Genomic DNA, 11,161 nt, shown 5'->3' on the forward strand with positions numbered 1-11,161 from the left:
GTTCCATCAGACTTCGAGCAGTTCGGCCTTCTTGTGCTCGAGCAGCTCGTCGATCTGCGCCACGTAGCGGTGCGTCGTGTCGTCGAGTTCCTTCTCGGCACGCCTGACCTCGTCCTCGCCGACCTCGCCGTCCTTGGCGAGCTTGTCGAGGGCGTCCTTGGCGCGGCGCCGGATGTTGCGGATGGAGACGCGGCTCTCCTCCGCCTTGGTGCCGGCGACCTTGATGAACTCCCTGCGGCGCTCCTCCGACAGCTCGGGGAAGACCACCCGGATGACGTTGCCGTCGTTGGTGGGGTTCACGCCGAGGTCGCTGTCGCGGATGGCCCTCTCCACGGCCTGCATGGACGACTTGTCGAAGACCTGGACGATGACCATCCGCGGCTCGGGCAGCGTGAACGACGCGAGCTGGTTGACCGGCGTCGGCGTCCCGTAGTACTCGGCGGTGATCTTGTTGAACATCGCGGGGGTGACCCGGCCGGTGCGGATGGCCTGGAAGTCCTCCTTGGCGACCGCGACCGCCTTCTCCATCTTCTCCTCGGCTTCGAGGAGGGTCTCGTCGATCACTGTGACTCCCGTGTCATCTGGTCGGCCCTGGTCCTGCGGTTCCGCGCCGCGTCCGGCGCGGTCCGGGGCTGCGGTCAGCCCTCCGCCGGGCTGACCAGCGTGCCGATCTTCTCACCCCGGACGGCCCGGACGATGTTGCCCTGCCCCATGAGGTCGAAGACCACGATGGGGAGCGCGTTGTCCATGCAGAGGCTGATGGCCGTGGCGTCCATGACCTTCAGGCCCCGCTGTAGAACTTCACCGTATTCCAAACGGTCGAACTTGACCGCGTCTGGATTCTTTCGGGGATCGGCATCGTAGACACCGTCCACTTGCGTGGCCTTCAGCACCGCCTCCGCACCGATCTCCAGCGCGCGCTGCGCGGCGGTGGTGTCGGTGGAGAAGAAGGGCTGGCCGAGCCCGGCGCCGAAGATGACCACGCGGCCCTTCTCCAGGTGCCGGATGGCGCGGCGCGGGATGTACGGCTCGGCCACCTGGCTCATGGTGATGGCGGTCTGCACGCGGGTGTCGAGCCCCAGCTTCTCCAGGAAGTCCTGCAGGGCCAGGCAGTTGATGACGGTGCCGATCATCCCCATGTAGTCGGCGCGGCCGCGGTCCATGCCGCGCTCGGCCATGACGGCGCCGCGGAACATGTTGCCGCCGCCGCACACGACCGCCACCTGCACGCCGTCCCGGACGGCTTCGGCGATCGCCTCGGCGACGTGCTGGACGACCTCCGGGTCGATGCCGAGCGGGTCGCGTCCGGCGAAGGCCTCGCCCGAGAGCTTCAGCAGCACCCTCTTCCAGCCCGAGCGGGGTGCGTGCTGGCGGGACGACGAGGCCGCCGTCGCGCTACTGGTCGTCTTGTCCGGCACGTCGGCGGCCTCCTCGTTGCGTCGCTGCTTCTGACGGGTACTCGTCTCCAGAGTGCCCTTACGCCTGCCCGACCTTGAACCGGGCGAAGCGGACGACCTTGACGCCGGCCTCGTCGAGGACCTTGGCGATCGTCTTCTTGTTGTCCTTCACGAACGCCTGCTCCACGAGCACGAAGTCGCGGAAGTAGGCGTTCACCCGGCCCTCGACGATCTTCGGGATGGCCTTCTCGGGCTTGCCCTCGTCGCGGGTGAGCTGCTCGGCGAGCGCCCGCTCCTTCTCGATCGCCTCGGCGGGGATCTCCTCGCGGGTGAGGTACTTGGGGGCCATCGCCGCGATCTGCTGGGCGACGTCCTTGGCGACCTCGGCGTTCTCGGTGTCCAGCTCGACCAGCACGCCGGTGGTCGGCGGCAGGGACGGGTCGGACTTGTGCAGGTAGCTGGCCACGTAGGCGCCCTGGAAGTGGGCGAACCGGCGCAGCTCCAGCTTCTCGCCGATCTTGGCGCTGTTCTCCTCGATCAGGGCCTGGACGGTCTTGCCGGGCTCGATCTCGGCGGCCAGCACGGCGTCGGCGTCGGCGGCGCCGCTGCCGGCGGCGAACTCGACCAGGCGCTGGGCGAGCTCGATGAACTGCGCGTTCTTGGCGACGAAGTCGGTCTCGCAGTTGAGCTCCAGCAGCGCCCCGTCACCGGAGTTCGCAAAGTGCTCGGCGACCAGTCCGTTCGCGGCGGTGCGCTCGGCGCGCTTGCCGACGTCCTTGGCGCCCTTGAGGCGCAGCAGCTCGGTCGCCTTCTCGAAGTCGCCGTCGGCCTCGGTGAGGGCGTTCTTCACGGCCATCATGCCGGAGCCGGTCAGGTCGCGCAGCCGCTTGACGTCAGCGGCGGTGAAGTTGGCCATCGCTCTCTTCGCTTCTCTCGTCGTTGGTCGTGGGACCCGCGACGGTCCCGGCGGCTCCGCACGGGAGCCGCCGGGACCGCGGGATCAAGCCTGCTCGGCCTCGGCGGCCTTCGGGGCCTCCTCGGCCGGGGCCTCCTCTGCCGGGGCGGCCTCGGCGGCGTCGGCCTGGGCCTCGGCCGGAGCCTCGGCGGCGGCCTCAGCCGGAGCCTCGGCGGGGGCCTCAGCCGGGGCCTCGGCGGGGGCCTCAGCCGGAGCCTCGGCGGGCGCCTGCGCGGCGTCCTCGGCCTCGGCGGGCTTCAGCAGGTCGCGCTCCCACTCGGCCAGGGGCTCCTCGCCGCCGGCGGCCGCGGCGGGCTTCTCGTCGCCACCGGACGCGGCGCCCGCGCGGGCGATGAGGCCGTCCGCGACGGAGTCGGCCACGACGCGGGTCAGCAGGCTGACGCTGCGGATGGCGTCGTCGTTGCCCGGGACCGGGTAGTCGACCTCGTCGGGGTCGCAGTTGGTGTCGAGGATGGCGACGACCGGGATGCCGAGCTTCTTGGCCTCGTTGACCGCGATGTGCTCCTTCTTGGTGTCCACGATCCAGATGGCGCTCGGAACCTTCGCCATGTCGCGGATACCGCCGAGGGTGCGCTCCAGCTTGTCCTTCTCGCGGCGCAGGCCGAGGAGCTCCTTCTTGGTCATGCCGGAGCCGGCCACGTCGTCGTAGTTGATCTCCTCCAGCTCCTTGAGCCGGGTGAGCCGCTTGTGGACGGTGGAGAAGTTCGTGAGCATGCCGCCCAGCCAGCGCTGGTTGACGTAGGGCATGCCGACCCGGGTGGCCTGCTCGGCGATGGACTCCTGGGCCTGCTTCTTGGTGCCGACGAACAGGATCGTCCCGCCGTGGGCCACGGTGGCCTTGACGAACTCGAAGGCGCGGTCGATGTAGGACAGCGACTGCTGCAGGTCGATGATGTAGATGCCGTTGCGCTCGGTGAGGATGAAGCGCTTCATCTTCGGGTTCCACCGGCGGGTCTGGTGGCCGAAGTGGACGCCGCTCTCAAGGAGCTGCCGCATGGTGACGACGGGTGCCATTGCCCGTGTTCTCCTTCTCTGGCCCTGCCGGGCCGCATTTGGTTGTCTGCCTGCGCCCGGGTGCTGCCCCACCGTCGCCGAGGCGACGGACCGAGGGACTGCGCCCCACCAGGATTGCGGTGGCATGCGGACGCGTGAAATCAGCCGCCGGGATACCTCCAGGCGGCTGTGACCCGTCTCCGGGTCTGGGCCCCGCCCGCTCTGGGAGCGGCTTCTCGCCTGCCCGCCAAGAAGCGGGACGACGACGGCCTGGCCCTGACCGGTGCCCTTTCGGACACCCCTACAGATTATCAGGGCGCGAAGGTGTCCGGGCCTCATCGATCCCCGCGGTTATCCACAGTTCGCGGACCCTGTCGACGGGGCGCTCCTCCGCCGGGCAGGGTTCGGTCCATGACCGTGTTCTCGCTGCTCCTCACCTGCATGATCGCCATCGGCTCTCCCGGCCTGGACGCCTGGCGCCGGCCGTTAGGGCCGCCCGCTCCCCGGGTGGTCCGGGGCTTCTCGCCGCCGGCCGTCCCGTGGGGCGCGGGCCACCGCGGCGTCGACCTCGCGGCCCGTCCGGGGCAGGCCGTCTACGCCGCCGGGCCGGGACGCGTCGCGTACGCCGACGACCTGGCCGGACGGGGCGTCGTGGCGATCGACCATGGCGCCCTGCGGACCACCTACCTGCCCGTCCGGCCCAGCGTCCACGTCGGCCGCCGCGTCACGTCCGGCACGCGGATCGGCGTCCTGCAGCGCGGGACGCTCCACTGCCCCACGGCGTGCCTGCACTGGGGCCTGCGCCGCGGTGCCCTGTACCTGAACCCGCTGAACCTCGTCCAGCATCAGGTCCGCCTCCTGCCCCTCTGGCAGCGGCCCTCCCCGTCGGCGGCTCCCCGCGCGGACGATCCGCCGTCTCCGCAGCCGAGGATGGCCTTGCGCGGCGCTGCCACGGCCACGGGCGGCGCGCTCACGGGCATGGTCCTGTCCTTCGCCCTGGTCTTCGCCTGGCACCGGACCCGCATCCGCTTCCGCCTGCACCGCCGCCGCCGTCAGCCACCGGGCGTCATCAACCTCTCCCAGGAACGCCGCCTGCGGCGCGCTCCCTGACCCGCCTCTCACTCCTGCCGCCCGGCTCCGCCAGCCGGGCGGCAGCCCTGCTCCAGCCATCAAGCACTTACGACCGGTTCGACGGGGAGGAATGCTGCGGCTAGGGAGCCTGTCTCGAGTCACGACCAAGGCCGCAGCAGCCGACACCATCCTTGCCAGCCGATCCCAGACCAGCCAGCACAAGACTCACAGGCCTGTCTCGAAGTGGCCCTCGGCCACGCGCGCGAACGCGTGACCTGGCCGGTGGAGGGAAGCCGGAGGCGAGCGGAACCGGGCAGATCGCGAAGCGATGCCGCGTTCGCCCAGGCCCGGTCACGTAGCGAGCCGCAAGGCGAGCGAAGTGGGCCGGGACTGCGTTAACACAGCCGCAAGGCGAGCGAAGTGGGCCGGGACTTTGAAAGACGATCTAGTCGGAGCGGGTTCCTCGGGGGTGGGCTTGGCGGTGGACCTGCTTCAGGCGTTCGGCCGACACGTGCGTGTAGATCTGGGTCGTCTGCAGGGACGCGTGGCCGAGGATCTCTTGGACACTCCGGAGATCGGCGCCACCCTCGAGAAGGTGGGTGGCGGCGGAGTGGCGCAGGCCGTGCGGGCCGAGGTCCGGGATCCGCCCGACCTCCGAGATCCTCGTGTGGACGATCCGCCGGGCGCTCGTCGGGTGCAGGCGGCCTCCGCGCGCGCCGAGGAAGAGGGCCGGGCCGCTGTGGTCCGTCGCGAGCGCGGGGCGCCCTGCGCGCAGCCAGTCCTGGACGGCGCGGGCAGCGGGCTCTCCTAGGGGGACCGTCCGCTCACGCCCGCCCTTCCCCAGCACTCGCACGGTCCTGCGACCGGTGTCCAGGTCGTCTATGTCGAGCCCGCACAGTTCGCTCACGCGGACACCCGTCCCGTAGAGGACCTCCAGGACGGCCAGGTCGCGGAGCCCCAGGGGGCCTTCGGGGTCCACGGTGTCGAGGAGGTGTGCCGCATCGTCCTGTGTGAGGACTGTGGGCAGGTCACGCCGCCGCTTGGGTGTGCCTAGGAGCAGGCCAGGGTCGTCCTCAAGGAGCCGCCGCCGGTGGAGATGGCGGGTGAAGGCGCGGACCGCGGCCGTCCGGCGAGCCAAGGTCGCCCGGGAACGGCCGAGAGCGTGCTGACGGGCGAGCCATGCCCGCAGGACCGTGACGTCCAGTTCTGCCGGCTCCGTCAGACCGGCAAGGGCGGCATAGGCGCAGAGGTCTGCCAGGTCGCCGAGATAGGCCCGCAGGGTGTGGGGCGAGACGTCCCGTTCGGCGCGCAGATGGCGCCCGAACTCGGCGACGGCGTCCTCCAGCGCGTTGGTCACAGGCGCCACGCTGCGCCAAGGTCACGGCCGAAGCAAGCACCGACCCCCGGTTTCGAGCGAATCACCCGGAATGCCCGCAGGGCGTTATCCACAGAACGCTGTTCTATGACTACTCTCCGCCACGCTCCGGCACCGTCGAAGGCCGGAGGTGAGGCCTATGAACACCCACATCGATCTCGGCCGCCGCGGCGAGGACGCCGCGGCCGCGTACCTGGCCGGGCTCGGCTGGACGATCCTCGACCGCAACTGGCGGTGCAACGAGGGCGAGCTGGACATCATCGCCCACGACGGGCGAAGACACGTCGCATGCGAGGTGAAGACCCGCAGGTCGGCCCGATTCGGTGATCCGTTCGAAGCGATCACCACCGACAAGGCCGCCCGGTTGCGCCGGCTGGCGTGGCGGTGGGCGGCCGCGCACGGCGTCCGCGGCGCACAGATCCGGGTCGACGTGCTCGGCCTGATCGGCGACGGCGACGACTTCTCGATCGATCACCTCCGGGAGGTGTGCTGAATGACGCTGGCGAAGACGCGCTCGGTCTCCCTGGTCGGTGTCGACGGATTCGTCGTGGACGTCGAAGCCGCCATCACCAGCGGAGTGCCCGGCCTGCACCTCGTCGGCCTCCCCGACACCGCCCTCAGCGAGGCCCGCGACCGCGTCCGGGCGGCGATCTTCAACTCGGGCGAGGACTGGCCCAACCGCCACGTCACGGTCTCGCTGTTCCCCGCGAGCATGCCGAAGAAGGGCTCGGCCTTCGACCTGGCCATAGCGATCGCGCTGCTCGGGGCGGCGGAGGTCGTGCCGCCGCGCGGGTGCGCTGACCTGGTGCTGGTCGGCGAGTTGGGCCTGGACGGGCGAATCCGCCCCATCCAGGGCGTGCTGCCCGCGGTGCTGGCCGCCGCCAACCGCGGGTGCCGCACGGTCGTGGTCCCGCGCGCCAACGCCGCGGAGGCCGAACTCGTCCCGGACATGAAGGTCGTGCCGGCGGGCACCCTCCGCGAACTCCTGTGCTTACTGCGCGACGAACCGCCGCCCGTCGAGGATGACGGAGAGGAGGAGGGTGCCTCCGCGCCCGCGAATGGTTTCGCCCTGCGGCAGCAGGAGATCGCGCCCGACCTCGACCTGGCCGACGTCCGGGGCCAGGCCGAGGCCCGCCGCGCCCTGGAGATCAGCGCCGCGGGAGGGCACCACCTTTTCTTCGCGGGCCCTCCCGGGTGCGGGAAGACCATGCTCGCGGAACGGCTCCCGACGCTGATGCCGCCGCTCGAACCGGAGGTCGCCCTGGAGGTCACCGCGATCCACTCGGTCGCCGGAACCCTCCGGCCGGGCCAGCCGCTGATCACGCAGCCGCCGTTCTACGCGCCGCACCACACCGCCTCCCGCGCCTCGATGGTCGGCGGCGGTTCGGGACGCGTGCTCCAGCCGGGCGCGGTGTCCCTCGCACACCGCGGGATCCTGTTCCTGGACGAGGCCCCGGAGTTCATGGCCGGGACGCTCGACGCCCTCCGGCAGCCGCTGGAGGAGGGCGAAGTACGGATCAGCCGCATCGAGGGCATGGCGCACTTCCCCGCACGGTTCACGCTCGTGCTGGCGGCCAACCCGTGCCCGTGCGCCGCGGCGAAGCAGATCGACTGCTCCTGCGCCCCGGGCGTCCGCCGCAAGTACGCCAGCCGGTTGTCCGGCCCCCTCCTCGACCGCATCGACCTCAAACTGGAGCTCACCCCGGCCAGCCGGGCCGAGCTCCGCTACGACCTGGAGTTCGCCGAGTCGAGCAAGGTCGTGGCCGAACGGGTCATGTCGGCCCGCGAGCGAACGATAAGGCGCCTGGCCGGCACCCCGTGGCGGTCCAACTCCGAGGTCCCCGGGCCGGAACTGCGCCGCCGCTTCACCCCGGCCCAGGAGGCGATGCAGGGGGTCGACGAGGCCCTGCAACGAGGCACCCTCAGCGCACGCGGCCTCGACCGGGTCCTGCGGGTGGCGTGGACGATCGCCGACCTCGCGGGCCATGACGAACCCGGGCCCGACGACGTCGGCGGCGCGCTCACCCTCTGGTCGGCGGGGCGCCAATGAGCGACGAGCGAACCGCCCGCGCCACCCTGACCGCGGTCGCCGAGCCCGGCGACGCCTTCCTCAACCGCATGATCGACCACTGCGGCCCCGAAGAGTCGCTGGAGGCGATCCGAACCACGCGCGTCCCGCCCGGCGTGCCGACCACACCCCAGGAGGCGCGGCGTCTCGACACCTGGCGGATCCGCCTCATCGCCGCCGAACCCGACCAGGACATGGCCGTGTGCGCCCGGTTCCGCGGCCGCCTCATCTGCCCGGGAGAGCCCGAATGGCCGACGACCCTCGACGACCTCGGCACCGGGCGCCCGTACGCCCTGTGGCTGCGCGGCCCCGGCGACCTGCGCAACAGCTGCCTGCGTTCGGTCGCCATCGTCGGTTCCCGCGCCGCGTCCCCCTACGGCCTGCGCGCCGCCGCCGACTTCGCCTCCGAGCTCGCCGACCGGGGGTGGACGGTGGTCTCCGGCGGCGCCCTCGGCATCGACGCGGCCGCCCACCGCGGCTCCCTGGCCGCCGACGGCCCGACGGTCGCGGTCCTGGCGAACGGGGTGGACGTCCCCTATCCGGCGTCCAACGAGGGGCTCTTCGCCGAGATGGCGCGGCGAGCGCTGCTGGTGAGCGAGTCGCCGCCGGGCACCCACCCGCACCGCCTCCGTTTCCTCGTCCGCAACCGGGTGATCGCCGCGCTCTCCCGCGGCACCGTCATCGTCGAGGCGGAGGCGCGCAGCGGTGCCCTCAACACCGCGAGCTGGGCCGCCAGGCTCGGCCGCGTGGTGATGGCCGTCCCGGGCCCGATCACCTCGCGCTCCTCGGTCGGCTGCCACCGCCTCCTACGTGAGGAGGGCACCACCCTCGTCACCCGCCCCGAGGAGATCATCGAGGCCGTCGGCCGCATCGGCGCCGACCTGGCCCCTCCCCCGGCCACCCCCGTCCTGCCCCGCGACCGCCTGGAACCGGTCACCCGCTCCGTCCTGGAGGCGTTCCCGGCCCGCGGCACCACCGGCCCCGCCCAGCTCGCCGTCAAGGCGGGCGTGGACCTGAACACCGTCAACGCCAAACTCGGCCTCCTCGCCGCCGGCGGCTTCATAGAACGCACGCCCTCCGGCTGGCGCCTGACGAAATCCGGCAAGTCGAACAGCCCACCCGAGCCGCCCCCACCCGCTCGCCCGGACGCCGGCAACGCCCCCTCCCAGGAGCCCTGATGAGCCACCCCGATCCCCCATGCTCACCCGCCAAGAGCGGACCGAAGCCCTCAGAGGAAGCAGCACAAAGCCCCACCCACCAAACGCATGGGCCCGAAAATCCGCAGGTGATGGCCGCCCCCCCACACGAGACCGGACGGCAGAGGATCTCGCGGCGATCACGTTGGCAGACCGCCACAGCACGCGCTCGGAACCCCGTCGAACACAGAACGGACCGCAGAGGCTCTCATCGCGATCGCGCTGGGAGACCGCCACAGCACGCGCCCGGAACCCCTCGGGTACGAACCGGACGACAGCGGAACTCATCGCGATCGCGTTGCCAAACCGCCACAGCACCCGCCCGGAACCCCTCGGGTACGAACCGGACGACAGCGGATCCCATCGCGATCGCGTTTGCAGACCGCCACGGCATGCGCCCGGGACGCCGTCGGGCGTCGAAGCGGGCTACTGGTCGGCGGGGAGTTCGAATTCGCTCTTCGCCAGTTCCTCGACGTTGACGTCCTTGAACGTGACAACGCGGACGTTCTTGACGAAGCGGGCCGGGCGGTACATGTCCCAGACCCACGCGTCCTGCATGGTGACCTCGAAGAAGACCTCGCCGTTGTCGACGCTGCGCACCTGGAGGTCGACCGAGTTCGTGAGGTAGAACCTGCGCTCGGTCTCGACGACGTAGCTGAACAGCCCGAGGACGTCGCGGTACTCGCGATAGAGCTGAAGCTCCATCTCGGTCTCGTACTTCTCGAGATCCTCCGCGCTCACGCTCGTGCCCCTTCCGTGCGGTCCTGGTCGGGGAGTTCCCCCTCGGTCTCCTCCTCCAGGACCACATCTCCATTGTTGCGCAAGGCACGCCCGACATTGACGTAGGAGAACCGATGCTCAGGACACGGGCCGTGCGCGGCGAGCGCCTTGCCGTGCGCACGGGTCACATAGCCCTTGTGGACGTCGAAGCCGTACTCCGGATACCGCTCATGGAGATCCACCATGATCCGGTCCCTGGTGACCTTCGCGACGATGGACGCCGCGGCGACGCAGGCCGCAACCTGGTCGCCCTTGATCATCGGAAGCCCGGGGACGTCCAGCCCCGGCACCGGGAACCCGTCGCTGATCACATACGCGGGACGCTTGTCGAGGGCGGCCAGCGCCCGCCGCATCCCGGTGACGTTGCACCGGTGCAGCCCTATCCGGTCGATGTCGTGGCACGGGATCACGATGGCGCTCCACGCGTAGGCACGCTCGATGATCTCCGCGTACAGCCGCTCCCGGCGCGCGGGGGTGAGCAGCTTGGAGTCCGTGAGGCCTTCGATCTTGCCCCGTCCGCCCTGGAGGATCACCGCAGCGACGACCATCGGTCCCGCACACGCCCCCCGCCCCGCCTCGTCGACGCCCGCGACGGGGCTGAAACCGGCGTGACCGAGAGCCCGCTCGTACGCGAACAGCCCTGCGTCCCGGCGCGGCGTGAAGCGGAGTGGACGACCGTTCATGCTCCGCAGCGTACGTCCCACCAAGCCCCGACCGCTCCCCGAACGCGCCCCTTACTCGCGTATGCCCCACCCCACCGAATCCACCCAACCCAGAACGCAGCCCACCCCAGGCTCGCTCCGCTCAAAACGCGAGCAGCGCCCATATCCACGCACCCGGCAAACCGTCACCGGAGCAACGCGATCCTGTGGACGTCGATTGGGCCGCCGACCTCAGGCACCAGGCCCGAGTCAGGCACTGGCCGGAGCCGCCGAGCGACTCAGCGAGCCCCCAGAAGCCGCGTCCAGACCTCCCGATCACGCGGTGGCCGAACATTGCGTCAAGCCGCCCCACATGGACGCACCTCAGCCGCCACCGCCCGAGGCCCCCGCACCACCCCGCCGCCTCCAGGCACCGCGCCCAGAACCCCGGGTTATGCAGCCGCCAGACCTGCCGTCGAGCCGACCGGCGCAAGGACGCGGCCCAGCAGTGACAGGCCCAGGCCCCGCACCACCCCGCCGCCTCCAGGCACCGCGCCCAGAACCCCGCGTTATGCAGCCGCCAGACCTGCCGTCGAGCCGACCGGCGCAAGGACGCGGCCCAGCAGTGACAGGCCCAGGCCCCGCACCACCCCGCCGCCTCCAG

The 11,161-nt window shown here is 71.2% G+C and carries 11 protein-coding genes; 4 read left to right on the top strand and 7 right to left on the bottom strand.

Going from position 1 to position 11,161, the window contains the following annotated elements:
- Positions 1–6 precede the first annotated feature (6 nt).
- The 4 genes from frr to rpsB form a co-directional block, all read right to left on the bottom strand.
- The gene (gene frr / locus AB0C21_RS01960) at positions 7–564 is read right to left on the bottom strand and encodes a ribosome recycling factor (RefSeq protein ID WP_149257787.1); all 558 of its coding nucleotides are present in this window, start codon (positions 562–564) and stop codon (positions 7–9) included.
- Between the two features lie 74 nt (positions 565–638).
- The gene (pyrH, locus tag AB0C21_RS01965) at positions 639–1,418 is read right to left on the bottom strand and encodes a UMP kinase (protein ID WP_149257788.1); all 780 of its coding nucleotides are present in this window, start codon (positions 1,416–1,418) and stop codon (positions 639–641) included.
- Between the two features lie 58 nt (positions 1,419–1,476).
- On the bottom strand, positions 1,477–2,313 hold the full coding sequence (gene tsf / locus AB0C21_RS01970; protein WP_149257789.1) for a translation elongation factor Ts: 837 nt from the start codon (positions 2,311–2,313) through the stop codon (positions 1,477–1,479).
- An 84-nt stretch (positions 2,314–2,397) separates the two neighbouring features.
- A complete protein-coding gene (gene rpsB, locus AB0C21_RS01975; RefSeq protein WP_500202213.1) occupies positions 2,398–3,387 on the bottom strand; it encodes a 30S ribosomal protein S2 in 990 nt (329 codons plus the stop codon).
- A 390-nt stretch (positions 3,388–3,777) separates the two neighbouring features.
- On the opposite strand from rpsB, the gene AB0C21_RS01980 reads away from it, so the two are divergent.
- Entirely contained in the window at positions 3,778–4,476 is a 699-nt protein-coding gene (locus AB0C21_RS01980; protein WP_500202214.1) for a murein hydrolase activator EnvC family protein, read from the top strand.
- A 406-nt stretch (positions 4,477–4,882) separates the two neighbouring features.
- Here AB0C21_RS01980 and AB0C21_RS01985 read toward each other — a convergent pair whose 3' ends face one another.
- Positions 4,883–5,794, bottom strand: coding sequence for a tyrosine recombinase XerC (locus AB0C21_RS01985; RefSeq protein ID WP_500202215.1), 912 nt, complete (start codon positions 5,792–5,794; stop codon positions 4,883–4,885).
- Positions 5,795–5,951: 157 nt separating this feature from the next.
- Here AB0C21_RS01985 and AB0C21_RS01990 point away from each other — a divergent pair, with 157 nt between their 5' ends.
- From AB0C21_RS01990 to dprA, 3 genes are read left to right on the top strand one after another with little or no spacing between them, the layout of a single operon-like run.
- Entirely contained in the window at positions 5,952–6,305 is a 354-nt protein-coding gene (locus AB0C21_RS01990; RefSeq protein ID WP_500202216.1) for a YraN family protein, read from the top strand.
- Positions 6,306–7,862, top strand: coding sequence for a YifB family Mg chelatase-like AAA ATPase (locus AB0C21_RS01995; protein WP_500202217.1), 1,557 nt, complete (start codon positions 6,306–6,308; stop codon positions 7,860–7,862).
- Complete coding sequence (dprA, locus tag AB0C21_RS02000; protein ID WP_500202218.1) at positions 7,859–9,058, top strand: DNA-processing protein DprA; 1,200 nt, start codon at positions 7,859–7,861, stop codon at positions 9,056–9,058. Before AB0C21_RS01995 ends, dprA begins: the two co-directional genes overlap by 4 nt.
- 444 nt (positions 9,059–9,502) lie before the next feature.
- Here the strand turns inward: dprA and AB0C21_RS02005 are convergent, their stop codons facing one another.
- Both AB0C21_RS02005 and AB0C21_RS02010 read right to left on the bottom strand, forming a co-directional pair.
- Positions 9,503–9,817: a DUF2469 domain-containing protein gene (locus AB0C21_RS02005; protein ID WP_500202219.1), complete on the bottom strand. Its 315-nt coding sequence runs from the start codon at positions 9,815–9,817 to the stop codon at positions 9,503–9,505.
- A complete protein-coding gene (locus tag AB0C21_RS02010) occupies positions 9,814–10,539 on the bottom strand; it encodes a ribonuclease HII (RefSeq protein ID WP_500202220.1) in 726 nt (241 codons plus the stop codon). Before AB0C21_RS02010 ends, AB0C21_RS02005 begins: the two co-directional genes overlap by 4 nt.
- Positions 10,540–11,161: the final 622 nt, after the last annotated feature.

Origin of the sequence: Spirillospora sp. NPDC049024 (assembly GCF_040649235.1) — a bacterium.
Classification (GTDB): Bacteria; Actinomycetota; Actinomycetes; order Streptosporangiales; family Streptosporangiaceae; genus Spirillospora.